The 23,040-nt window shown below is 61.3% G+C and carries 27 protein-coding genes; 2 read left to right on the forward strand and 25 right to left on the reverse strand.

Going from position 1 to position 23,040, the window contains the following annotated elements:
- The first annotated feature begins 72 nt into the window (after nucleotides 1-72).
- Nucleotides 73-975 (forward strand): LysR family transcriptional regulator, encoded by a 903-nt coding sequence (locus A8O26_RS05435; protein WP_064117100.1) that lies wholly within the window; start codon nucleotides 73-75, stop codon nucleotides 973-975.
- A gap of 104 nt (nucleotides 976-1,079) precedes the next feature.
- On the opposite strand, the gene A8O26_RS05440 is transcribed toward A8O26_RS05435, so the two are convergent.
- The 24 genes from A8O26_RS05440 to A8O26_RS05550 all read right to left on the reverse strand — a co-directional run bounded on the left by A8O26_RS05440 (nucleotide 1,080) and on the right by A8O26_RS05550 (nucleotide 21,313).
- Nucleotides 1,080-1,517 (reverse strand): hypothetical protein, encoded by a 438-nt coding sequence (locus A8O26_RS05440; RefSeq protein ID WP_064117101.1) that lies wholly within the window; start codon nucleotides 1,515-1,517, stop codon nucleotides 1,080-1,082.
- Nucleotides 1,518-1,716: 199 nt separating this feature from the next.
- The gene (locus A8O26_RS05445; protein WP_064117102.1) at nucleotides 1,717-2,043 is read right to left on the reverse strand and encodes a hypothetical protein; all 327 of its coding nucleotides are present in this window, start codon (nucleotides 2,041-2,043) and stop codon (nucleotides 1,717-1,719) included.
- 87 nt (nucleotides 2,044-2,130) lie between these two features.
- Nucleotides 2,131-2,325, reverse strand: a complete 195-nt coding sequence (locus tag A8O26_RS29750; RefSeq protein WP_155740642.1) for a hypothetical protein — start codon at nucleotides 2,323-2,325, stop codon at nucleotides 2,131-2,133.
- Nucleotides 2,326-2,615: 290 nt separating this feature from the next.
- Complete coding sequence (locus A8O26_RS05450; RefSeq protein WP_064117103.1) at nucleotides 2,616-3,059, reverse strand: hypothetical protein; 444 nt, start codon at nucleotides 3,057-3,059, stop codon at nucleotides 2,616-2,618.
- Nucleotides 3,060-3,079: 20 nt separating this feature from the next.
- Nucleotides 3,080-4,315, reverse strand: coding sequence for a beta-ketoacyl-ACP synthase (locus A8O26_RS05455; protein WP_064117104.1), 1,236 nt, complete (start codon nucleotides 4,313-4,315; stop codon nucleotides 3,080-3,082).
- Complete coding sequence (gene fabG / locus A8O26_RS05460; RefSeq protein WP_064117105.1) at nucleotides 4,315-5,043, reverse strand: 3-oxoacyl-ACP reductase FabG; 729 nt, start codon at nucleotides 5,041-5,043, stop codon at nucleotides 4,315-4,317. Before fabG ends, A8O26_RS05455 begins: the two co-directional genes overlap by 1 nt.
- Nucleotides 5,036-5,500, reverse strand: coding sequence for a hotdog family protein (locus A8O26_RS05465; RefSeq protein ID WP_064117106.1), 465 nt, complete (start codon nucleotides 5,498-5,500; stop codon nucleotides 5,036-5,038). Before A8O26_RS05465 ends, fabG begins: the two co-directional genes overlap by 8 nt.
- Complete coding sequence (locus tag A8O26_RS05470; protein WP_064117107.1) at nucleotides 5,497-6,693, reverse strand: beta-ketoacyl-[acyl-carrier-protein] synthase family protein; 1,197 nt, start codon at nucleotides 6,691-6,693, stop codon at nucleotides 5,497-5,499. The genes A8O26_RS05465 and A8O26_RS05470 overlap by 4 nt, the downstream gene beginning before the upstream one ends.
- Complete coding sequence (locus A8O26_RS05475; protein WP_172828121.1) at nucleotides 6,690-7,286, reverse strand: hypothetical protein; 597 nt, start codon at nucleotides 7,284-7,286, stop codon at nucleotides 6,690-6,692. The genes A8O26_RS05470 and A8O26_RS05475 overlap by 4 nt, the downstream gene beginning before the upstream one ends.
- Nucleotides 7,274-8,011, reverse strand: a complete 738-nt coding sequence (locus tag A8O26_RS05480) for a class I SAM-dependent methyltransferase (protein WP_064117109.1) — start codon at nucleotides 8,009-8,011, stop codon at nucleotides 7,274-7,276. Before A8O26_RS05480 ends, A8O26_RS05475 begins: the two co-directional genes overlap by 13 nt.
- Complete coding sequence (locus A8O26_RS05485; protein ID WP_064117110.1) at nucleotides 8,008-9,255, reverse strand: NAD(P)/FAD-dependent oxidoreductase; 1,248 nt, start codon at nucleotides 9,253-9,255, stop codon at nucleotides 8,008-8,010. The genes A8O26_RS05480 and A8O26_RS05485 overlap by 4 nt, the downstream gene beginning before the upstream one ends.
- Nucleotides 9,242-10,405, reverse strand: coding sequence for a hypothetical protein (locus A8O26_RS05490; RefSeq protein ID WP_064117111.1), 1,164 nt, complete (start codon nucleotides 10,403-10,405; stop codon nucleotides 9,242-9,244). Before A8O26_RS05490 ends, A8O26_RS05485 begins: the two co-directional genes overlap by 14 nt.
- Nucleotides 10,402-12,741, reverse strand: coding sequence for an MMPL family transporter (locus tag A8O26_RS05495; protein WP_064117112.1), 2,340 nt, complete (start codon nucleotides 12,739-12,741; stop codon nucleotides 10,402-10,404). The genes A8O26_RS05490 and A8O26_RS05495 overlap by 4 nt, the downstream gene beginning before the upstream one ends.
- Nucleotides 12,725-13,327: an outer membrane lipoprotein carrier protein LolA gene (locus A8O26_RS05500; protein WP_064117113.1), complete on the reverse strand. Its 603-nt coding sequence runs from the start codon at nucleotides 13,325-13,327 to the stop codon at nucleotides 12,725-12,727. Before A8O26_RS05500 ends, A8O26_RS05495 begins: the two co-directional genes overlap by 17 nt.
- A complete protein-coding gene (locus A8O26_RS05505; protein WP_064117114.1) occupies nucleotides 13,324-13,749 on the reverse strand; it encodes an acyl-CoA thioesterase in 426 nt (141 codons plus the stop codon). Before A8O26_RS05505 ends, A8O26_RS05500 begins: the two co-directional genes overlap by 4 nt.
- Nucleotides 13,742-15,286: an HAL/PAL/TAL family ammonia-lyase gene (locus tag A8O26_RS05510; RefSeq protein WP_064117115.1), complete on the reverse strand. Its 1,545-nt coding sequence runs from the start codon at nucleotides 15,284-15,286 to the stop codon at nucleotides 13,742-13,744. The genes A8O26_RS05505 and A8O26_RS05510 overlap by 8 nt, the downstream gene beginning before the upstream one ends.
- A complete protein-coding gene (locus A8O26_RS05515; protein WP_064117116.1) occupies nucleotides 15,267-16,214 on the reverse strand; it encodes an LpxL/LpxP family acyltransferase in 948 nt (315 codons plus the stop codon). The genes A8O26_RS05510 and A8O26_RS05515 overlap by 20 nt, the downstream gene beginning before the upstream one ends.
- Nucleotides 16,211-16,945, reverse strand: coding sequence for a glycosyltransferase family 2 protein (locus A8O26_RS05520; RefSeq protein ID WP_064117117.1), 735 nt, complete (start codon nucleotides 16,943-16,945; stop codon nucleotides 16,211-16,213). The genes A8O26_RS05515 and A8O26_RS05520 overlap by 4 nt, the downstream gene beginning before the upstream one ends.
- Before the next feature lie 119 nt (nucleotides 16,946-17,064).
- Nucleotides 17,065-18,744, reverse strand: a complete 1,680-nt coding sequence (locus tag A8O26_RS05525) for an acyl-CoA synthetase family protein (protein WP_064117118.1) — start codon at nucleotides 18,742-18,744, stop codon at nucleotides 17,065-17,067.
- A complete protein-coding gene (locus A8O26_RS05530) occupies nucleotides 18,741-19,286 on the reverse strand; it encodes a hypothetical protein (RefSeq protein WP_064117119.1) in 546 nt (181 codons plus the stop codon). The genes A8O26_RS05525 and A8O26_RS05530 overlap by 4 nt, the downstream gene beginning before the upstream one ends.
- Nucleotides 19,283-19,537 carry an acyl carrier protein gene (locus A8O26_RS05535; protein ID WP_007909503.1) on the reverse strand — a complete coding sequence of 85 codons (255 nt, stop codon included), beginning with the start codon at nucleotides 19,535-19,537 and terminating at the stop codon, nucleotides 19,283-19,285. Before A8O26_RS05535 ends, A8O26_RS05530 begins: the two co-directional genes overlap by 4 nt.
- A gap of 9 nt (nucleotides 19,538-19,546) precedes the next feature.
- Nucleotides 19,547-19,822, reverse strand: a complete 276-nt coding sequence (locus A8O26_RS05540; protein ID WP_064117120.1) for a phosphopantetheine-binding protein — start codon at nucleotides 19,820-19,822, stop codon at nucleotides 19,547-19,549.
- Nucleotides 19,800-20,612, reverse strand: a complete 813-nt coding sequence (locus A8O26_RS05545) for a lysophospholipid acyltransferase family protein (RefSeq protein ID WP_064117121.1) — start codon at nucleotides 20,610-20,612, stop codon at nucleotides 19,800-19,802. The genes A8O26_RS05540 and A8O26_RS05545 overlap by 23 nt, the downstream gene beginning before the upstream one ends.
- On the reverse strand, nucleotides 20,588-21,313 hold the full coding sequence (locus A8O26_RS05550; RefSeq protein ID WP_064117122.1) for a beta-ketoacyl synthase chain length factor: 726 nt from the start codon (nucleotides 21,311-21,313) through the stop codon (nucleotides 20,588-20,590). Before A8O26_RS05550 ends, A8O26_RS05545 begins: the two co-directional genes overlap by 25 nt.
- Before the next feature lie 356 nt (nucleotides 21,314-21,669).
- On the opposite strand from A8O26_RS05550, the gene A8O26_RS05555 reads away from it, so the two are divergent.
- On the forward strand, nucleotides 21,670-22,440 hold the full coding sequence (locus tag A8O26_RS05555) for a ParA family protein (RefSeq protein WP_038360142.1): 771 nt from the start codon (nucleotides 21,670-21,672) through the stop codon (nucleotides 22,438-22,440).
- A gap of 131 nt (nucleotides 22,441-22,571) precedes the next feature.
- On the opposite strand, the gene trxC is transcribed toward A8O26_RS05555, so the two are convergent.
- The gene (trxC, locus tag A8O26_RS05560; RefSeq protein ID WP_064117123.1) at nucleotides 22,572-23,006 is read right to left on the reverse strand and encodes a thioredoxin TrxC; all 435 of its coding nucleotides are present in this window, start codon (nucleotides 23,004-23,006) and stop codon (nucleotides 22,572-22,574) included.
- Nucleotides 23,007-23,040: the final 34 nt, after the last annotated feature.

Genomic DNA, 23,040 nt, shown 5'->3' on the forward strand with positions numbered 1-23,040 from the left:
TAGCTGGCTAATGTTTCTATCCAATATATTGTTCGACCTGTTTGATAGCTTTTACGACCTAATGGGATATCCATGGAATTTCGTCATTTGCGCTACTTCATCGCCGTCGCCGAAGAACTGCATTTCGGCCGTGCCGCACAGGTGCTGGGCATCTCCCAGCCGCCACTGAGCCAGCAGATTCAGGCACTGGAGCATGAGGTGGGTGCGCGGTTGTTCGAACGGACCAATCGTCGGGTCGAACTGAGCGAGGCTGGTCGGCTGTTTCTGGAAGAGGCGCGGCTGGTGCTGGCGCAGGTCGATAAGGCGGCGGACGTTGCCCGGCGTGCGCAACTCGGTGAGCTGGGCGAGTTGAAGATTGGTTTTACCTCGTCGGCGCCGTTCAACTCGACCATTCCGCAGGCGATTTTTGCTTTTCGTCAGCGCTTTCCGGCGGTGCACCTGAACCTGCGCGAAATGAGCAGCACGATGGTGGCGGATGCCTTGGTCGATCGGTCGATTGAGGTGGGGATCATGCGCCCGCTGGGGCTGCCGGATTCGCTGAGCGTGGTCGAGTTGATGCGCGAGCCGTTGGTCGCGGTGCTCAGTTCCAAGCATCCGCTGGCGCAGGGTTCGGAAGAGGGATTGTTTCTCGCGGCGCTGGCCCATGAGCCGTTTGTGTTCTTTCCGCGCAGTTACGGCAGTGGTTTATACGCGCAGTTGTTGAGCCTGGCCCGTGACGCCGGGTTCAGCCCGCACTTTGCCCAGGAGGCCGGCGAGGCGATGACCATCATCGGACTGGTGGCGGCAGGTTTGGGCGTTTCGGTGATGCCGGCGTCGTATCAACGGATGCGCATCGACGGGGTGGTCTATCGACCGCTGCTCGATCCCGAGGCAGTGACGGCGGTGTGGCTGGTGCAGCGCAAGGATCAGAAATCACCGATGGCCAAGGCGTTTGTTGACCTGCTTACGCGCAAGGTCGACCCACTGAAAAGCTGACTGCTGCGCAGTCATTCGCGAGCAGGCTCGCTCCCACCCTGGAATGCGTTCCCCCTGTGGGAGCGAGCCTGCTCGCGAAGGCGTCCGCTCAAACACCACCGCCCTCAGGGCAACCGCACCAAATCCCCCTTCAATGCCACCCGCGTGACAAAAATCCCCGCCCGGCACTCGTAGGTATTCAAATCCTTGCGCACATGCTGGTCGTAATAACTGACGATATTCACCACCGCATTCGCTCCGATCCGCTTGGCATCGGCCTGCAGCTTGATCAGATTCGACTGCAACACCCATTCGCAGGAATCGTGATCGCTCTTGTTGAAACCGTTGGTACTCAGGTCACTGACCACACCGCGACGCAGCAACTGCTGAGTGCCCTGCGGCCCGTTGCCGAGCAGATAAAACTTAACACTGCCATCCAGCCGCCCTGCGCGAATCGCGTCTGACAGCACGGTTTCGAAGGGCATGTACATGAGGTTGGTGGCATGGCTGGCGCTCGGCAACAGAGCGAAAAGCGCGGCGGCGATCAGGGCTTTCACTTGCATGGTCATCTCCTTGACGGTGAAAGAGAACGCGAGTCTGGGGCTGACTGGGCTCGCCGCTCCGGCAGGCGCGTGTGACGGCCTGACAGGACGAGTGTAGATGCTGAAATGAGCAGGGCGCCGATGCTGCGAGGCATTAACCGGTTGTGGCTTTTCTTCGTTGGTTCTCGACGCATGCTCCGGTCCTGTACTTGCTGATGTTTTAATCTGCCTCTATTGCTGAAGTAGGATAGGTCCAGGTGGCCGTAACTGTGCAGTTGATTTTCAGATTGTTAAGTGTGTTTGTGACGAACCTGGTGTGCGAACTAGAACCATCGCGGGCATCTAGATATTCCTCAAGGGAGATCATGAATTCATCAAGCGATATAGGCGCTCCCATTCCTCCGGCAGAGACTGATATAACTACGGTTTTATCTTCACCGTATTCTTGGTAGTCAACATTGGTTGCCATTGTTCTATCGAGAGTGTGGTTTTCTGTCACTGATGTCATCAGCAATAAGATCCTCTGCTTTAGCTCGTCGGTAGGCATGACTATCTCCCTTCATTTATGTGGGTTAAATGGTTGCTGTGTTTATGCATCGTGGCTGCGAAACTTAAGCTAGAGGGTTTATTGCCCTTAATCGCGCGGAATGAAGTCACTACTGCCTTCCGGATTTTTCGACAGTGAACGCCCGGTCGGCGCTTTTTCCTCCTGCTGCTGTGGAAGTTGTAATTGCTTGAGAATATCGCGCTGCTGACTGTGCTCGAGGGTAAGGGTTTTCGCCTGGTCATCAGACATCTGCATAAGCTGTTCGCCAGTAAAGCTTTCCATGATGATCACCCAGTCAGGAATGAAACACTTCGCTTAACCATCGTCCGTCTGATCCATAAAAGAAGCACCTGTAAGAACTACCAGTTTTTTAGAATGTTTGACGATAGGAGTTATTGCTAATGCCAAGGCGGTGCTCGGACTTAGGGTGATCGCGATGGACCACAAGGTCAGCGCATTCCCAATGGATATTCCGACGGGTGAGTTTTTGCGAACGGCCGATGGACGCGAATTAGTGCCAGCGATCACAAATGAAAAGGGCGCCGAATGGCGCCCTTTGTCGTTTCTGGCGGTTACTGAACCTTCGCCAGATCACCCTTCAACGCAACCCCGGCCATGATCGCGCCGGCGTGGCATTCGTAGGTCTGCGCATCCTTGCGCTCGTTGCTCTTGTAGAAGCTGACGATGTTGGTCACCGCATTGGCGCCGGCGTTTTTCGCGGCCTGATGCAGGCTGATGATGGCCGACTGGACGACCCACTCGCAGGCCTCTGTGTCGGACTTGTTGAAGGCGTTGGTTTTCTTGTTGGTCACGGCGCCGGGGCTGACCACGGTGACTTTGCCGGCCGGGGTGTTGCCGGCCAGGTAGAACTTCACGCTGCCATCGATTTTGCCCGAGCGGGTCGCTTCGGCGACGGCTTTGTCGAACGGCAGGTAAACCGCCGTGTCACGGGCCTGGCTGACCGCAGGCAGGGCGCAGAGCAGCAGGGTGGCGGCAGCGAGTTTGTTGAAGTGCATGGAGGTCTCCTTGACCTGGATTAATTCGGTTGCGGCCAGCGGCGGAAAATCAACGAGGTGTTGACGCCACCAAAGGCGAAATTGTTGTTCATCACATAGTCGTGATGCATCTGGCGGAATTCGCCGCGCAGGTAATCGAGCTGGCCGCAGTGCGGATCGACCTCGTCGAGATTGAACGTGTGCACATACAGGTCGCGATTCATCATCTCGATGCTGAACCACGACTCCAGCGCACCGCAGGCACCCAAGGTGTGGCCGAGGAAACTCTTCTGCGAGCTGATCGGCATGCGGGCACCGAACAGGCTGCTGGTGGCCAGTGTTTCGGCGATGTCACCCTGTTCGGTCGCGGTGCCATGGCCGTTCACATAGCCAATTGCGTCGGGCGTGAGCCCGGCATCTTCCAGCGCCAGTTCCATCGCGCGGCGCATGGTCACCTGTTCCGGGCGGGTGGTGTGCTGGCCGTCGGCGTTGCTGCCGAAACCGACGATCTCGGCGTGGATGTGTGCACCGCGTGCCAGCGCATGTTCCAGCTCTTCAAGCACCAGCATGCCGCCGCCTTCACCGATCACCAGGCCGTCGCGGCCCTTGTCGTACGGACGTGGGCTGGTCTGTGGCGCATCGTTCTTCAGACTGGTGGCGTACAGCGCATCGAAGACCATGGCTTCGGTCGGACAGAGCTCTTCGGCACCGCCGGCGAGCATCAATGGCAGACGACCGAACTTGATCGCCTCGTAGGCGTAGCCGATGCCCTGGCTGCCGCTGGTGCAGGCGCTGGACGTCGGGATCAAGCGCCCGGTGAGGCCAAAAAAGATGCTGATATTGGCAGCGGTGGTGTGCGGCATCATCCGCACGTAGGAGTTGGCGTTAAGGCCTTCAGCCACCGAATTGAGCAGCATGTTGCCGAACGCTTTGATCTCGTCGGTGCTGCCGGTGGACGAGCCGCAGGCCACGCCCATGCGGCCATCCTTGATCGACGGATCGCCGAGCAGGCCGGCGTCGGCGAGGGCCTGTTCCGCCGCACCAACGGCAAGACGCGACACCCGGCCCATGCTGCGCAGTTGCTTGCGCGTCCAGTGCGCCGGCACCAGAAAGTCATCGATGGGCCCGGCCAGACGCGTGTTGAGTTCGCTGAAGCGATCCCACTCGTCCATCCGCCGAATGCCGCTGCGGTTGGCCGCGAAGTTGCCGGCGATGGTCTGCCAGTCGCTGCCCAGCGAAGTGATACCGGCCATGCCGGTGACGACGACGCGCTTCATCAGCACAAGCCTCCGTTGACCGCCAGGACCTGACGGGTGATGTACGAGGCTTCCGCCGACATCAGGAAATTCACCGCAGCGGCGACCTCTTCAGGTGTGCCCATGCGTTGCGCGGGGATCATTTTCATCAACTCCTCCACCGGCACGTTTTCATCGAGCATCGCCGTGTCGATCAGGCCCGGTGCGACGCAGTTCACAGTGATTTTGCGCTTGCCCAGCTCGATCGCCAACGCCTTTGCCGCGCCGATCACGCCAGCTTTGGAGGCGCTGTAATTGACCTGGCCACGGTTGCCGATCAGTCCCGACACCGACGTGATGCAGACAATGCGACCGGCAGCGCGGCGGCGGATCATCGGCATCATCACCGGGTGCAGGACGTTGTAGAAACCGTCGAGGTTGGTGCGCAACACCACGTCCCAATCGTCGTCGCTCAGCGCCGGAAACGCGCCGTCACGGGTCAGCCCGGCGTTCAGCACCACGCCGTAATAGGCGCCATGGCTTTCGACGTCGGCTTCGAGAATGGTTTTGCAGGTTTCGCGGTCGGCGACGTCGAATTGCAGGATGCGCGCTTTGCGCCCCAGCGCTTCGATTTCAGCCTGAACGCCTTGCGCCTCAGTCACACCGCTGCGGCAATGCAGGACGATGTCATGCCCGGCCTGAGCCAGACGCAAGGCGATGGCGCGGCCGATGCCACGGCTTGAGCCGGTGACCAGTACGGACTCAGTCATCCTTCGACTCCTTTTTTTGCACAAGATAATCAGCCGCTGCAGGCGGCCGGAACACATTCAACCGGGCCGTCGCTTCGATGCCGGGTGCGTTGATATGGCATTCGAATACGCCCATGCCATTGTCATCTTCCAGCGAGCGAATGCCATGAATGGTCAATTCACTGCCCACGGGAAAAGCCTCGACATTGCACTCGAACTTGCGCGTACCGAGGAGGAAACCCAACTCCACCGGATTGCCTTTCAGTCGCGCGTGGCAACCGGCGAACGCGGCGACGCTCTGCGCCATCAACTCAACGCCGAGCCAGGCGGGCAGACTGCCGTCGGGCAGATTGAACAGGCCATCAGGCTTGACCGTGAGACGGGTGAAAATCTGCTCATCGTCGAAACTGAGGATCGTGTCGATCAGGATCATGTCGCCGGCGTGGGGCAGCAATTCGGCGAGCGGCCAAGTGATCATGGGGCGTCTCCGATAATCAGGCTGACGTTGTTGCCCCCGAAGGCAAACGAGTTGCTCATCAGGTAGCGGGGTGCAATGGACGTCAGATGCTCGCTTGTGGTCACCCACTTCAGCGGCGGCAGGACGGGGTCGGCCTGGCCATCCCAGACGTGCGGCGGCAGGGCGCGAGCGGGGTTGTCGGCGCTCAGACTCAGCCAGCAGAACGCCGCTTCCAGCGCGCCGGCCGCACCGAGGGTGTGGCCGGTCAGCGGTTTGGTCGATGAACAGGCCACGCCTTCGGGGAACAGCGTGGCCACCGCCAGGCTTTCCATGGCGTCGTTATGTTGGGTCGCGGTGCCGTGCAGGTTCAGATAATCGATTTGCGCGGCTTGCAGTTGCGCTCGGCTCAAGGCTTTGCGCATCGATTGCAGGGCGCCGCGTCCAGTAGGTTCAGGGGCGGAAATATGATGCGCGTCGGAACTGGCGCCCGCCCCGAGCAGGGCGATGGCCGGGCCGTCACCGGGCTGCTTGCTCATCACGAACAACACCGCGGCTTCGCCGATGTTGATGCCGTTGCGATTGACCGAGAACGGATTGCAGCGCTCGCTCGACACGGCTTCCAGCGAGGAAAACCCATTGAGTGTCAGCTTGCACAGACTGTCGACACCGCCACACAGCACGGCATCACAGAGGCCCAGATCGAGCAGGCGCTGCGCGCTCATCAGGGCGCGGGCGCTGGAGGTGCAGGCCGTGGAAATCACATAGGCCGGGCCGCTCAGTTGCAGCCAGTCGGCGAGGAAATTCGCCGGCGCACCGAGCTCCTGTTGACGGTAATCGTATTGCGCCGGGAACTGCTGGTCACGAATGTAGTGCGCCAGGCCTCGGCTGGCCTCATCGATACCCGAAGTGCTGGTGCCAAGCACCACGCCGATGCGTTCGCGGCCGTAGGTGCGGATCGCTTGATCGATGTCATCGCGAATCTGCAGTGCGGCTTCGAGCAACAGCTGATTGTTGCGGCTGCTTTGCTCGGCGAGCTCTGCGGGAATCGGCGCCAGATCACCGTGTACCGCCGCTACCGGTATTTCACGTTCCGCCACCCAGCCGGATTCGCGGCGCATGCCCGAACAGTCGCCGGCAAACAGGTTGCGCGCGACTTCAGACTTGTTGCGGCCCAGCGAGCAGATCACGCCGAGGGCATTCAGGTAAGCAGTCATGGCGTCGACTCACCGAGTGGAGAAACGCGATAGTGCGGGCCTTGGGGCAGGTTCAATTCGAAGCTCAACGGTTGTGCATAGTGGATCTCCCAACGCGCCGGCAGGGAACGTTGCCCGGCCTGTTGCTGCGCGCTGGGATAGTTGCGCAGCAGCTCGCCGGACGGGGTCAGGGCAAACAACAGCGCGGCGAACAGTTCCCGCGCCTCCGGGTTCGGCGGCAGCAGGCCATCGGCTTGCCAGTGGCCGTCGATCAATTGCTGACGGGCCTGGGGGATGCCCAACGGGTCCATCATCGACCAACGGATGCCGGGGCCTTCGCGCTGGATCACCAGCAGCCAGTCCTGGCGTTGTTCGGCTTGCTGGCGTTCGATGTGCAGTTGCAGCGGCAGGGGCAACGTCGGGTTGCCCGCCGGCAACGGCGCCTGGCTGGCGCATCCACTTAACAACACCATCACGCCGATCATCAAAAGTCGCAGCGCTGAGGTCACTGTGGGAGCGAGCTTGCTCGCGAATGCGGTCTCACATTCACCAGTTCTAGTGACTGACACATCGCTTTCGCGAGCAAGCTCGCTCCCACAGGTTATTGGTAGCATCTGGAAGCCTCTGCCAGCGGCTTGCGCGCAACAACGTTCACCAACGTCTCTTCACGCTCGCCAAACGGTTTCGGCTTACGCAACCCAAACCGCTCCAGCAAGCCAAAATCCTTCGAGCGGCTCCACCACAAATACGGGTACGAGACATTCTTCTCGCCAAACTCAAACCCCTGTCCGCGAATCATCTCCAGGTACTGCGCCGCACTCTTCTGCACCTGCATCGGATGGCGGAACAGCCAGCGAATCACCCAGGTATCAATGTAAGCCTCGGTGGATTCGGCGAACAGCAGATAACCGCCCGGCTTGAGCACCCGGTAAAACTCGGCGAGGGCTTTTTCCTGCTCGACCAGATGATGAAACGTCTGGTGGCAGAACAGCAGATCAACACTGGCGTCCGGCACATTGAGCGTCGCGCAATCGCTGCCAATCAGTTCCACGTCGAGGTCCAGACGTGTCGCTTCTTCGCCGCTCAATTCAAGGCTGTGCGGATCGGCATCGACGCCGATCAAACGCTGTGGCGCAAAGGTCTGGCGCAGATGGCCGAACGACTTGCCCTGTCCGCAACCGGCGTCCAGCAGCACCGGATTTTCCGGCAGAGCGTCACTGAACAGTCCGCGCAAATCATTGATCGCCACGCGCAACACATGGTGCTGCCAGGTGTGGCTGCGCAGGAACCAGAAACCGAAGCGGGTCTCCTCGACGTAGCTGTCGCTCAAGTAATTCATGGGGCGTCCTTTGCACAGAGTTCGGAAATCATCTTCAAGCGGCGCCGCGCTTCGCTGACGAACGGGTTGCGTTCATCCCAGGCGTAACCGGCGAGGATCGAGCAGATCATCCGACGGATTTCCGCCTGGCTGTCTTCATAGAAAATCACGTCCTGAAAGGTGCCGGCGTACCAGCCCTCGACGTAGCAGCGGAAGGTGTCGACGCCGCGCTTGAGCGGTTCGGCGAATTCGCTTTGCCAGTCGACGGTTTCACCCTGCAACTGACGGTGCAGCACCGCGGCGGCCATGCTCGCCGAACGCATGGCGATGGTCACGCCGGAGGAAAACACCGGGTCGAGAAATTCTGCGGCGTTGCCCAGCAGCGCGAAGCCCGGGCCGTGTAGGGTTTTCACATTGGCCGCGTAGCCGCCGAGAGTGCGTGCCGGAGTGTCCCACACAGCGTTGTTCAACACGCCGGCAAGGCTTGGGGTTTCGGCGATGAAGCTGCGCAGGCAGGCATCCAGATCGCTGTCACGGCCCTTGAAGTGTTCCTCGGCCGCGACCACGCCCACCGAGCAGCGGCCATTGCTGAACGGGATCGTCCAGAACCAGACATCACGGTGCTCCGGATGGGTGGTGACGAGGATCTTTTCGCGGTCGAACGTCGGGTTGTCGATGTGATCTTCGACGTGGGTGAAGACTGCCTGGCGCAGCGGGAAATTCGACGGTGCTTCCAGGTCCAGCAGTCGTGACAGCACGCGACCGTAGCCGCTGGCATCGAGGACGAAATCCGCTTCGACGCGATACTCGCTGCCGTCCTCGCGATGCACCTCCAGCTGCGGTTTCGCCCGCTCGAAATCGACGCTGACGATGGCATCGCCATAGCGTATTTCAGCCCCTTGCAACGCCGCTTGATCGGCCAGCAGTTTGTCGAAATCGGCGCGTTGCACCTGGAACGTGGTCGGCTTGCCGCCGGTAAAGGTGTCACCGAAATCGAAGGCGCTGTAACGCTCGCCCCAGGCGAACGCGGCGCCGGTCTTGCGCTGGAAGCCGGCGGCGTTGACGGCGTCGAGCATGCCAGCCTCTTCGACGAAATCCAGGCAATGGCTGAGCAGGCTTTCACCGATGGAAAAGCGCGGAAAATGCTGACGCTCGATCACCAGCACATCGTGGCCCTTGCGCTTGAGCAGTGCGGCGGCGATGGCGCCGGACGGGCCGGCGCCGATGATCACGACCTGACGGGATTCCATTTCAACGATTGGCACGCGAGCTCCGGGGCAAAGGGTTTTTCAGATTCTTAGGCGCGCTGTGCAGGCCGATCAGGGCCGGTAGCAGCGTCGCGATCAAGCCCATCAACATCAGTGCGAAATACAGCGCCGGGGTGATGAGTTGTTGTTGCAAGAGCAGATTGAGAAAGACGATTTCGCTCAGGCCGCGAATGTTCAGCAGCACGCTTTCGCGCCAGCGGCTGGCGCCTGCGAACGAGGCGCCGGCCCAGCCGAGGCCGAGCCAGTTGCCGAGCAGTTTACTGGCAATCGGCAACAGCAGCAGCGCTGCCCATTGCAGCGGACCCAGGCTGGCAAGGGCGCTGTGCACATCGATCTGGACGATGCCGAACGTCAGTATCAGCGGGATGGCAATCCACGTTTGCAAGCGGCTCATCCAACGTGCCGGCAAGGGCAGCACTAACGGTACTTTCATCGCGGCCATGCACAGCAGATAACCGATGCCGAAGATCAGCGCGTTGAGTTTGTAATGCTCGGCCATCACCAGCAGCGCGAAGAAACCGAGGCTGTAGGTCAGCGGTCGGCGCACACGCAACAGATGCAGCAACACTGGCACACAGGCGAGACCCAGCGGCAGCAGCAAACTGCTCAAATGCAGGCTGCCCTGCGCCAGGCCGAACAGCGTCCAGCAGCTCAGATCGATCAGGATCGCGGTTTGCACCAGACGTCGGGTGGCGGCGGGCGGGTAATCGATGTGGCGCAGATACAGGTAGAGCACCGGGATCGCGGTGATCGCGAACACCAGGCCGATGGCCAGCGAGTTGAGCCACGGCTGCGCCGGCAGCAGCCAGTAAGCCGCCGCCAAGCCGCAAGCGAACGGCACGAGAAAACTCGGCACGGCGATTTTCACGCTCTGGCGGTCCAGACGCAGGTCGATCACATCGCTGAGGATATGCCCGAGCAACAGCGCAAAACTCAGGCTATAAAGGTTTTTCAGCCAGTCCGGAGCGATCAGTTCGGCGCCGCTGAGTTGCCAACCCGGTTCGACCCAGAAGTACATCAGCAGCGGCAGACCGAAGCTCGCCAGCAGAAGCTGACTGACGATCGGGATCAGGCCGAAATGGCGGCCGACACGGGTGGCCACGGCAAACAACGCCAGCGCCATCAGCCAGAAGGCGACGACCATCATACTGCCGGCTCCGCGACTGTCGCGCGGTGTGCGTGACGCCCGGCCCACGGTGCGAGCATGAAACTGAAGGCCAAACCGAGGCTTACCGAGAGGCCGAAATTGCTCACCGCCGGTGTGCTCGAAACGGCCAGCAAACCAAACGACAACCATGTCGTCAGCGCCGCCAGCAAGGTGCCGAGCAGGCTGACCGCAGCGCCGCCGACCTGTTCGCGCATGAGAATCGCGTAGTCGACGCTGATCGCTGTCACCAGCAGCAGGCCGAACAGGCTGAACAAGGTCAGCGGCTGACCGAGCCAGCCAAGGCTGGCCAGACTGCACAGCGCTGCGAGCAACGGCAGAGCGACGATGCGCAGCGCCCCGCCAAGACCAAACGGCAGCATCAGCACCAGCACGATCAGCGCGCAGGAGGCGAGTTTCAGTTCAGCAGCACTGATTTGCGTCGCGGCAAAAACTTCATTCAATTCGCCGAGGCGATCAACCAGCATCACCCCCGGCAAATCCAGCGCTTGCACGCGCAACAGCGCCGGGTTGTTAAAGCCTTGCAGGCTGGTCATCGCCGCCACGCCATCTTCGCTCGGGCCGAGCCACAGCATGCGATAAGGCTCGCCGAGCGGGCCGGCCAATGCGGCGTCGATGTCTTCGGCGGGCACTGCCTGCAATTGTTGCAACTCGGTTTGCAGGGCCGCGAGCGGCACGCCGAGGTCGAGCAGCGGTTGCCAGTATTGCGGCAGTTTGTTCAGCGCCGCGCGCACTTGTTCTTGCTGGCTCGGCGGGCTGACCAGTTGATCGAGGGCCAGATAGCCCTGCAACTTGTCGAGGTTGACCAGTTGCTCCAGACGTTCGCTCAGCGCGGCCTGACGCTCCAGCAGTTGTTGCTGATTGTCGGCACGCACAAGAAAGAACTGGCTGGTCGGCTGATAACCGGTGATGCGCGCAATAGTCTGCGCTTCGTCGGTCACGCGCTGTGGCGCACCGACCCATTGGCGAAGATCGTTTTTGCTTTGCAGTTGCACCAGGCCGCCCACACAGAAGGCGATCAGTAGCGCCAGCAATACCGGTGTGCGTACCCGTTCAAGGAGTTTTTCGCGCAGATTGACCAAGCGCTCAGCCAGATGCAGCGGCCATTGCGCCGGGCGCAGTTCGAGGTTATTCAGCAGTGCCGGCAACAGGCACACGGCCGACAAATAGGCACCGAGCAAGCCGGCGGCGGAGAACACGGCGATTTGCGTCAGCGCCGGGAACGGCGTCCACGCCAGCGCCAGATAGCCGATGGCGCTGGTGATCAGGCTCAGGGTCAGCCCGGACAGCGTCAAACGCAACGCCGGCCAACTGCGCCACGGCTTGAGGCTCCAGCTCTTCGACAGATAGTGCAGCGGGTAATCCACCGCCACGCCGATCAGGCTGGAACCGAGCACCAGCGTCATCACATGCATGTGGCCGAACAGCGCCACACACGCCACCGCCCCGAACAGCATGCCGACCAGCACCGGCACGAACGCCAGCAACACGCGCCAGCGGCGAAACGCGAGCAGCAGCAACAGCAGAATGCCCACCGTCGCACCGCCACCGACCCAGGTCATTTCGCGAGTCGCTTGTTGTTGACCATTGGCCGCGTAGAGCAAACCGCTGGCAGCCAGCAATTGCACGTCGGATTTGGCGGCTTGTTCGCGACTGTGCTGAAGAAGGTCCGCCACTTTCAGCGGCAGGTTCATATCGAAGGCATTGCCGGTGGTGCGTGCCCGCAGCAACACCCAGCTTTTGCCGTCGGCATCGGCGATCAACGCGCCGCTACCGATGTCCAGTTGCACTGAACCGTGCTGTGGCTGACTGTTCTGGATGCGTCCGGTCAGGCCCAGCCAGTCGTCCTGACTTGGCACCAGGCTGAAACCCGTGAACGGGTCGAACAAGGCTTGTACGCGTTGCTGAATGAACGCGTCGGGATGCTCGACCAGCAGTTGCCGATCATCCGCTGACAACATCGCCAGTCGCCCTTGCAGCAGTTGCGTGCGCAGGGCCGGCAGGTCCGCTTGCAGGTTCCACTGCACTTTTTCGAAAAGGCCGCTGGCCTGCCATTGTTCGCCCAGCGTCTGCGCCATGGCCACCGCTTGCTGGCGCTCGGCGTGGCCGACCAACACCAGCATTTCGCGATTGAGCGGCTCCTGCATGCGCTGTTCGGCGCGCAGTTCAAGCGCGTCAGGATTGGTGCCCGGCACCAGCTCCATCAAATTCGCCGACAGCGGTGCACCGTCGCGCCACTGCCAACCGGCCAGCGCGACGACTGCCAGCAGGAGGATCAGGAATAGCCAGGGCAGCCTGCGTTCACTCGGCAAAGTCATGTTGCTCCGCGTCGCTCAACGGTTGATTGGCGTTGCTGTCCTGCATGCGCAGTACGGTGCTGTCGCCTTGGGTTTCCAGCAGTTCGATGGTCTGCACCAGCGTGCCGCCGTCGATGTTGATCTGCTTGAACACTTGCTTGAGCAGCAGCGAGCGCGGCGTCAGCGTCAGTTTCCATTGCTGTGCGTCGCCGCTCAGGGCCAGTTCGAAATCGCGTTGCAGGCCACTGCTGTCACCTTGTAACACGGCGAGAAACAAGCGGTTCTGCTCGGCACCGGCGCTCTTGTTCGGCAGCAGTTGCCAGCCGTTGTCGTCACGCCGGGCGATGCCCTTGGCGGTGATGCGGTAATCCTGCTGCAACGGCGTTTTCAGCAACCAGAGCAGGCCGTGGTTTTTCGCCAGGACGAAACTGCCCTTGCTGAGCAGTGGCTGCGGCAGGGCGCGCAGGTGTTTTTCCTGAACGAACTGACCGTGGATCACCTCCGGTTTCGCCAGTTGTGCGCTGAGCTGTTGCAGGTCGAAGGCGTTGGCCAGCGCTGACAGCGTCAGCAGTGCCAATACGCTCAAGGTTTTAATAAACACATTCATCGCAGCATCCTTTCCACCGCATCGGTGAAGACCTTCGGCGAAGCCAGTTGCATCTCGCGGCTGCTGACGTCAACGGCGACCTGCACCGAGCTGGCGCGGGTCAGGCGCTCACCGGTTTGCAGGTCGGTGATCAGGTAATTGATCTTCAGACGGTTTTCCCACTCGACCAGATTGGCGCGCACATTCAGGCGCTGGCCAAACACGGCACCGCGCACGTAACGCAGTTGCAGGTCGATGATTGGCCAGGCGTAACCCGACTCGACCATGTGCGTGTAGTTGTGGCCGATCTTGTCGAGCAACGCGCAACGGGCGACTTCGAGGTATTTGACGTAATGGCCGTGCCAGACCACGTGCATAGTGTCGACGTCGAAAAACGGTACGAGGATTTCCGTATCGGCGTGAAGCACTCCGGCGCTACGCATGCAGCCTCCAGTGTTGCGCGGCGATGCGTTGCAGGCACAGGCGCAATTCGCCTTCCAGCGCGCGGTCTTCAATGACCGGCGGGAAGTCTTTGGCCAGTTCCTCGTGCATCGCTGCCAGCGACGGCGGCAGCGGTCGTGCGTCTTCGGCCTGGGCACGCAGCCACACGCCCTGGTTGGCGGCGAGCAGGGTGGCGGCGGCGACCTGTTCGGTCAGCTCCAGCACACGGATCGCATCGCGAGCAGCGATGGTGCCCATGCTCACTTTGTCCTGGTTGTGGCATTCGGTGGAGCGCGAGAACACGCTGGCCGGCATGGTATTTTTCAGCGCTTCGGCGGTCCAGGCGCTGGTGCCGATCTGCACGGCTTTAAAGCCATGGTTGATCATTGCGCGATCCGCCGGGGCGCCGGACAGGTTGCTCGGCAAACCGTGGTTGTAGCGCTCGTCGACCAGCAAGGCGAGCTGCCGATCGAGCAGGTCGGCGACGTTGGCCACGAGGTTTTTCAGGCTGTCCATGGCGAACGCGATATGGCCGCCGTAGAAGTGCCCGCCGTGCAATACGCGCTCGGCTTCGGCGTCGATGATCGGGTTGTCGTTGGCGCTGTTCAGTTCGATTTCAATGAACGAGCGCAGCCAGTTCAGGCTGTCAGCCAACACGCCGAGCACGTGCGGGGCGCAGCGCAGCGAATAGCGATCCTGCAAACGGTGCAGCGGCGCAGTCGGCGCGTCGATTGCCAGATCCTTGCGCAGCCACGCGGCGACCTGCATTTGCCCCGGATGCGGTTTGGCGGCGAACAGACGCTCGTCGAAGTGCTCCGGATTGCCTTGCAGCGCAACCACATTGAGCGCGGTGATGCGCGTAGCCAGTTGCAGCAGATAGTCGGCGCGGGCGAAAGCGAGGCAGGCGAGGCCGGTCATCACCGCAGTGCCGTTCATCAGTGCCAGCGCTTCTTTCGGGCGCAGCACCAGCGGCGTCCAGCCGAGTTCGCGATGCACATCGGCGGCCTGGCGGCGTTCACCTCGGAACATCACTTCACGTTCGCCGGACAGGGTTGCGGCAACGTACGACAGCGGCGTCAGATCGCCACTGGCGCCGACCGAACCTTCTTCAGGAATCAGCGGCAGAATGTCGTGTTCAAGGAACGCGTGCAGACGCTCGAGCAATTCCACGCGCACCCCGGACACACCGTGGCACAACGACTGCAAACGTGCCGCCAACACGGCGCGGGTCGCCTGTGCGTCGAGCAGTTTGCCCAACCCGCAACCGTGGAACGTGTAGAGGTGACGCGGCAACGCTTCGACGTGATGCAGCGGCACCGCGACCACGCAGGAATCGCCGTAACCGGTGGTCACGCCGTAGATCACGCCTTCCTTGTCCAGCAGCGAATCGAGGAACCGCGCGCCTTTGGCGATGCGCTCGCGATAGTCGGCGTCGCTCTGCAACTGCACGGGGGCCTGACGGTTGGCCAGGGCCAGCACGTCTTCGATGCGCAAAGGGCGTTCGCCGAAGGTTACCGGCTCATGGGTTGGCGTCGTCATCGGTCTTCCAGAAAGGGTAAAAGTTGAACCATTGTTGCGGCGCTTCGAGGCAATAGTGACTCAGGCGCTGCGCATAGCGGGTGGCCCACTGATGAATGACCTGCTCGCGCTCGCGGCGTGTCCACACCACGGCGTCGGCGAAAGGTTCGAGGGTCAGGCGATAGTGGCCGTCCGGCTGTTTCAGGCACATCAGCAGATTGACCGGGCATTTCAGCAAACCGGCCAGCAGCCACGGGCCTTGCGGGAATGGCGCGGGGTGACCGAGAAAGTCCACGGTGACACTGCGGCCGCCGTGCAGCGGTACGCGGTCGCCGGCAATCGCCAGCCACTCGCCGCGCTCCAGCCGTTCGTGCAGTTGCAGCATGATCACCGGGTCAAGTTCACTGACCTGAATCAGGCGCAGGTTGGTCGCTCCAGCTTCGCCGAGCAGGCGGTTGAATTGTTCAGCGTGCTTGGTGTGCACCAGCACGTTCATCGTGACCTTTTCGCCGATCTCCGCCAATGCCCGGCAGACTTCGAGGTTGCCCAAGTGCGCGCCGACCAGCAGTTGCCCACGACTGCCGCGCAATTGATTGCGCAGCAGCGCCGGGTCGATGATTTCGATCTGCTCGATGCGCAGCTTGCCGTTCCACACGTCGAGTTTGTCGAGCATTGAGTCGGCGAAGGCCATGAACTGACCGAACACCCGCCAATGCGTAGGACGCACATCCTCGCGCTGGCTCCACGCGGCCAGGCGTTGCTGGTATTGCCAGGCGCTGCGTCGCGCGGTGCGACCGAACAGGAAAAAGTACAGCACGATGCCGTACAGCAACGGGCTGAGCAGGCGTCGCCCCAAGACCTTGGCGGCGAATGCGGTGAATTTCATCAGCAGGAAACTGCCGCGCTCTTCGCGGTCAGCCCAGTGTTTTTTGTCGGCTTCGCTGCTCATGCCCGCCACCGTCGCCAGAGGATCAGCGGAAAGCGCAGCAACATGCCGAAGAACAGCCGCGTGTGCATGCTCGAAATCAGCGCGTTGTCATGGAACAGGCGGAAGTGCGAAACGCCGTCCAGCGGGTAATGCACGCTGGTCTGCAGCCAGCGCATCGGTTGATTGCGCCACGCCAGACGCACGAGAATGTCCGAATCGAAGTCCATGCGTTTGCCGACTTTTGCCGAATCGATGACCGCCAGCGTCGGGGTCAGCGGATAGACGCGAAAACCGCACATCGAATCGCGGATCTGCAACGACAGCGTGTTGATCCAGACCATCACGTGGGTCAGGTAGCGCGCGTACAAACGGCCCTTTGGCACGCTCTCGTCGAACAGCGGATACCCGCAGATCAGTGCTTCAGGGTTAAGGCGGGATTCTTCGACAAAACGGCCGACATCGTGCAAATCGTGCTGACCATCAGCGTCGACCTGCAACGCATGGGTGAAGCCCAATAGCGAAGCTTCACGCAGACCGGTCATCACCGCGCCGCCCTTGCCCTGATTGGCGGTGAGGCGCACCAGATGCACGTCATCCCGTTCGGCCAGCGCGTCGAGCACTTTCGCGCAGGATGGCTCACTCGCATCGTCCACCAGAATGCACGGCAGATTTTGCGCGAGCAGGGCGTCGACCACGGTGCCGATCGCGGTTTCGTGGTTATAAACGGGAATCACGGCGCAAGGGTTATGCATGCCGTTTCTCCGCTGGAATACCGCAGTGACTGCTTCGCGAGCAGGCTCGCTCCCACATGAGGTCGCGATTCCTGTGGGAGCGAGCCTGCTCGCGATTGAGTGCGTAGCACTCACCAAGGTCAATCATGCTCTGCACCCAAAAGAATCCGCCCACTTGAGCAGGTCGCCGTGTCATTGCGATAGGCGAAATACAGCTTGCTGCGCTCCGGATCGAAACGCAGGTGCAGCTGGATTTCATCGCCGGGGCGCACCAGTTGCTGGAATTTCAGCACTTCCATACCGGCAAACGGGCCGGTCAGGTTGAGCAATTGGCGACCGAGGTTCAACGCCCATTCCACCTGCACCACGCCGGGCAATACCGGCGCTTTGGGGAAGTGCCCGCTGAAGTACGCCAGATCCGGCGGCACGCTCAGTTGCAAGCTCCACTCACCCTCTGTCTCGACCTGCGACAGCACTTCGGGGGCCTTCGGTCGTGGGGCAATCAGCAGCGCTTCGACATCGGCCTGGGGCAGCTTGCCTTGGCTATTCAACGGCAATTGCCGCAGCAGTCGCCAACGTCGAGGCAGGGCCAAGGCCTCGCAATGGTCGCGCAAATGCTGGCGCAGGGTTTCAGTCAAGCGGCGGCGGCCGTGCTCACGCAAGGCAAACAACCCCGATTCACTGAGCACCAGCAAAGCACCGAGCGAGGCACGGTTTTCCTGCACCACGCCCAAGCGCGCTTCGGCAACCCAGTCGTGGGCGACCAAGGCTTGTTCAAGCATGGGCAGAGAGATGCGTTTTTCTTCGAGCTTGACGATGCGGTCCAGCCGTCCGAGCAGTTCGAAGCGGCCATCGGCGGCGATGCGCGCGGCGTCGGCGGTGTGCTCAACGTGCCCGGCCGGTAAATAAGGTGAAGCGATCAACAGTGCGCCGTCGCTGTCCTGATTCAGTTCGACACCGGCGAACGGTTGCCATAGTGGGTCGCCCTGACGCCAGGCGATGCCGCCGGTTTCCGAGCTGCCAAGGATTTCCGTCGGCCACTGTTGCAGGCGTTGCTGCAGGCTTTGTGCGGCCTCAAACGGCAGTGCACCCCCGGAGGAAAACACCCGCCGCACCGCGCTCAGCGCCGGCCAGTCGAGGTTGTCGCCCATGCGTTTGAGCAGCGCCGGGCTGGCAACCCAGGCGAAAGCTGGATGCTCACGGCTGGCGCGCTGCAAATCTTCAGGGAAAGCCAGTTGCTTGCTCACAAACGAGCGTCCGGCGCACAACGGCCACAGCACGCGAAACAGCAAACCGTAGATGTGTTGGGTGGCGACGCTGCCGATGATGCAGGCTTGCGCGAGGTCCGCGCCCCACAGTTGCTCCAGCGCTTCGACCTCGTTGGCCAGTTGGCGCAGGGTCTTGTCGATACGCTTGGGCTCGCCGCTGGAGCCGGAGGTGCACAGGCTCAGGCGGCACTGATCGAGATCCAGTTCGGCCGCGAGTAATGGCGGCAACCGAAAGTCGCTCAACTGAGCGTCATCGGTTTGATCCGTCAGCCACAGGTCGACTTCAGCCGACCAGCGCTGGCGGGTTTGCGCTTGCAGATCCGAGGGCAACAGAACGCTGACCCCCGCGCGCCATGCACCCAACAGTGCAATGGCCAGTTCGGCGGCATCTTCCAGGTGCACAGCCACACGCTTCACGCCCTGAGCTTGCAGGCCGGCGGCAACGCTCAATGCCTGCTCGCACAGTTGCGCGTGATCGAGTGCCGGCGCAGCGCAGATCGCCCGTGCCGGCTCAACCTTGAGCAACAGCTGCTCAAGTTTTATCCAATTCATGTACGGCCTCTTACCCGTTGTCGTATCAGCCATTCAATGGCAAACATCAGGCCGATCAATCCATAGGAGATCAGGCCGGTGTACAACATCCACCAATTCAGCGGCGCCCACAGGGTCAGGAGGGCGGCGCACAAACCGTTGCAGAAGAAAAACACACTCCAGGCCACAGTGACCTTTCGCGTATAGCGAACCGCAATGTCCGGCAACTGCGGCTCACGCAGGCGCGCCAGGCGCTCGACCATCGGCGGGCCGTATTTCAGGCTCAGGCTGAACAGCACCAGCATGAAACCGCTGATCAACACCGGGTACCAGCGCAGCAGCAACGGACTGTCGAACAGCGCCAACAACCCGCAGAAAATGATCGCCACACAGGCCATCCACAGGCTGCCGGGCTTGCGCTCGCCGGTCAGCGCCCGCGCCAGCCACAAACCGCCCAGCAGCAGCCCGAACTGCCACGGAGCAAAATGCTCCATGCCGAAATACACCGCAAAGGGGTACAGCAGGCCGGCCAGCAGCAGGCCGAGGCCGATCAATCGGCTCATGCGGCCGGTTGAACCAGACGGTAAACCGCCTCGACCACGTCACCGACGGTGCGCACCGATTTGAACTCTTCGGCGGCGATTTTCTTGCCGGTCTGACGTTTGATGTGATCGATCAGGTCGACGGCGTCGATGCTGTCGATTTCCAGATCCTGATACAGGTTGGATTCCAGGCTCACGCGGGCCGGATCCAGTTCGAACAGCTCGACCAGGGCATCGCGCAGGGTGTTGAAAATGTCGTCACGAGTTTGCATGGTCCGGTCTCAAGCTGCCTGTTTTGCCGTGACGAACGCCGCAAGGCTCGCCACGTTGGTGAAATGGTTACGGGTGTCTTTGGCATCGGCATCGATCTTGATGCCGTATTTTTTCTGGATCGCCAGACCCAGTTCCAGCGCGTCGACGGAATCCAGGCCGAGGCCTTCGCCGAACAGCGTCTGCTCGTCGCCGATGTCGTCGGCGCTGATGTCTTCGAGGCCGAGGGCGTCGATGATCAGCAGTTTGATGTCATGCAGCAGGCTATGAGTGTTCAGATCGCTCATCTTCGGCGAGCTCCTTGATAAAGTAAGAATGCAAATAATCGTTGAGCTTGCGCGAGGCTTGTGGGGCTGGCCCCTGCGCGGCAAAGGTCTGTGGGTCTATATCGGCGCCGACGCGAAAACTGAAGTGCACACGGCGGCTGGGAATCCGGTACCACGGTTCGGCTTTGGTCAATGTGGTCGGGCTGACCTTGATCATCACCGGCGTGAGGATTTTCGCACCGCGCAGGGCAATCGCTGCCGCCCCCCGATGAAAGGCCGGTGCCTGTCCCGGTTGGGTGCGCGTGCCTTCGGGGAAAATGATCAGCGTCTGACCGTTTTGCAGGGATTGAGCGGCGGCATCGAGCATGTCCATGCTGCCGTCGTTGCTGATGTACTCGGTGCTGCGCAGCGGGCCGCGCGTGAAGGGGTTTTCCCACAGGCTTTTCTTCACCACGCAATTGGCCTGGCGCACCAGGCCGATCAGAAACACCACGTCGATCAGCGACGGGTGGTTGGCGATGATCATCTGCCCCGGTCGGCCCAGGCGTTCAGCGCCCTGGATGTCATAGGTCAACACGCCGGTGCGGGCCATGAATCGCACGAAAAACCAGAACAGCCGACTGACGGTCTGCCGCGCGCGCTGGCGATGTGCGAGGGCGTCACCGGGCAGGCAGCCCAGCAGCGGGAACACCAGCACGCGCAGGCACAGCCCGCCGAGCCCGAACAGAGCGAAGCTTGCTGCGGTGGCCAGCAGGCGCCAGTAATAGGCGTCGCGGTTTTTCTCGGTCACGGGTTGCGTTGCCAGGTCCATACACGATTTTTCCAGGCATGTTGGCAAAGGGGTTGCTGGCCGAGCAGGGTGCGCAACAGATTCAGCGCGTGGGGCCAGTGCGCTTTTGACCGTGTTTGTGTGGTGCTGTTCAGGGTCAGCCGCCAGTCGGTACCTGGGGTGAGCAACAGGCCGAGCGCATAAGGAAACGGCACGTCGTCGATCCATGCCGAGTACGCTGCGGGCGGCTGTTCTTCGGTGATCACCAGCAACACTGCCGGGGCACCTTCATTGAGCAGCGCCGCGGCTTCGAGCATGCCGTTTTCGAGACCGTCGCCAGCGGCGGCAATGGCGGTCATTTCACTGGTTTCGCCGCGCATGATCGACCACAGACCAATGATTGCGTTGTGCACCGACAGGCTGAACTGCGTCGGCGACAGCGGTTGCTCGTTGGCCAGATCGCTGAGGATCTCGTAGGTGCGCGGGGTTTCGCCGTGGCGCGAGACGAAGACCAAGGGCAGATTCTCCCGTCCGTCGGCGAGTGGCCAGCCAACGCTGAACGCCATGCGCGCCAGGCGACTGAGGCGGCGGCGCTGCATGGCCGGCAAAAACGACACATCGGGCGCGGCATCACTGCTCTGGAGCACGACCGGTTGTCGGCTCCAGGCCTGCCAGGCGTCCACGCTGTCGAGCCCGGGGGCCCACGCGCGCCATTGGGCGATGTTGAAGTTGATCACGGACATTCATCCCGCCCCTGCGGGCATGTGTTGACGCATTGAGTCGCCCAAGCCGCGGCAGGCCTGACGTGGCGCATGGCGCCGGGTGGCGCGCATTATCCCGGTGCGAGGAGTGTGTAGCAAATGCTGGTTACATTTTGCGCAATGAAATGTACCGATTGGTTCGCTGGAAAAATGTCACTTGGCCATTATCCAGATTATCAGCGGCCTGTCTGTCGGCTATCTCGGCGATCAGTGGCAGTTTTTGCGGCGGCTGCCCGCGGATATTTGCACCTGACTCTGTAGTCCATGTCCATGAAGGTAGCGAAGCGAGGCTGAGCGCATCTACACTCGGTCATTCTTTGATACACGGAGGTTTGGTCATGCGGCGCGTGGTGTTCAATCAGAAAGGTGGCGTAGGCAAATCCAGCATTGCCTGCAATCTGGCGGCGGTCAGTGCCAGCGAGGGCTATCGCACGTTGTTGGTGGATCTCGATGCCCAGGCCAATTCCACTCAGTATCTGACCGGGCTCACCGGCAACGACATCCCGATGGGCATTGCCGACTTCTTCAAACAGACGCTGTCGTCGGGGCCGTTCTCCAAGAAGAATCAGGCGGACATCTACGAAACTCCGTTCGACAACCTGCACATCATCACGGCGACCGCTGAACTGGCCGACCTGCAGCCCAAGCTTGAGGCCAAGCACAAGATCAACAAGCTGCGAAAGTTGCTGGATGAGCTGTCCGAAGATTACGACCGGATTTACCTCGATACGCCACCGGCGCTGAATTTCTATGCGGTGTCGGCGCTGATTGCCGCTGATCGGGTATTGATTCCCTTCGATTGCGACAGCTTCTCGCGTCAGGCGCTTTACGGCCTGATCGCGGAAATCGAAGAACTCAAGGACGACCACAACGAAGGCCTGGAAGTCGAAGGCATTGTGGTCAATCAGTTTCAGGCGCGGGCGAGCCTGCCGCAGCAGATTCTCGATGAATTGATCGCCGAAGGTTTGCCGGTGCTGCCGGTGTACCTCACCAGTTCGGTGCGCATGCGCGAATCACACCAGGCCAGCATGCCGCTGATCCACCTCGACCCGCGCCACAAACTGACCCAGCAGTTCGTCGAACTGCACAATCTGCTCGAAGATCACTGATCTCCCGGACTGCACCTGACCCCCAGTGGGAGCGAGCCTGCTCGCGAAGAGGCCGGTACATTCAACATCTCTGTTGACTGACCGGACGCCTTCGCGAGCAGGCTCGCTCCCACAATTGGATTTGTGTTGGGTCAGATGCCTTGACTACGCAGCCACGCCATCAGCTGCGGCAGCGGCAACGCACCACTTTGCCGTGCCACTTCCCGGCCGTTCTTGAACAGAATCAGACTCGGAATCGAGCGAATCCCCAACTGCGCCGACAACTGCTGATTTGTCTCGCTATCAAGCTTGGCCAAGCGGCACTTGCCCGCCAACTGCGCCGCCGCCTGCTCGAACACCGGCGCAAACGACTTGCACGGCCCACACCACTGCGCCCAGACATCCACCAACAGCGGCAGATCGCCTTTGATCTGGCTGGCGTAGTCGCCTTGCTTGAGTTCGAAAGGTTTGTTCAGCAACACCGCGGATTTGCAGCGACCGCATTTGGGCTGATCGGTGAGACGCTCGGACGGGATGCGGTTGAGGCCGTTGCAGGAGGGGCAGGGGATGAGGAGTGGGTCGGTCATGATGGGCTCTCAGGCAGGAAGTCTATGAGACTGA

The organism is Pseudomonas fluorescens (assembly GCF_001648775.1).
Lineage (GTDB): Bacteria > Pseudomonadota > Gammaproteobacteria > Pseudomonadales > Pseudomonadaceae > Aquipseudomonas > Aquipseudomonas fluorescens_M.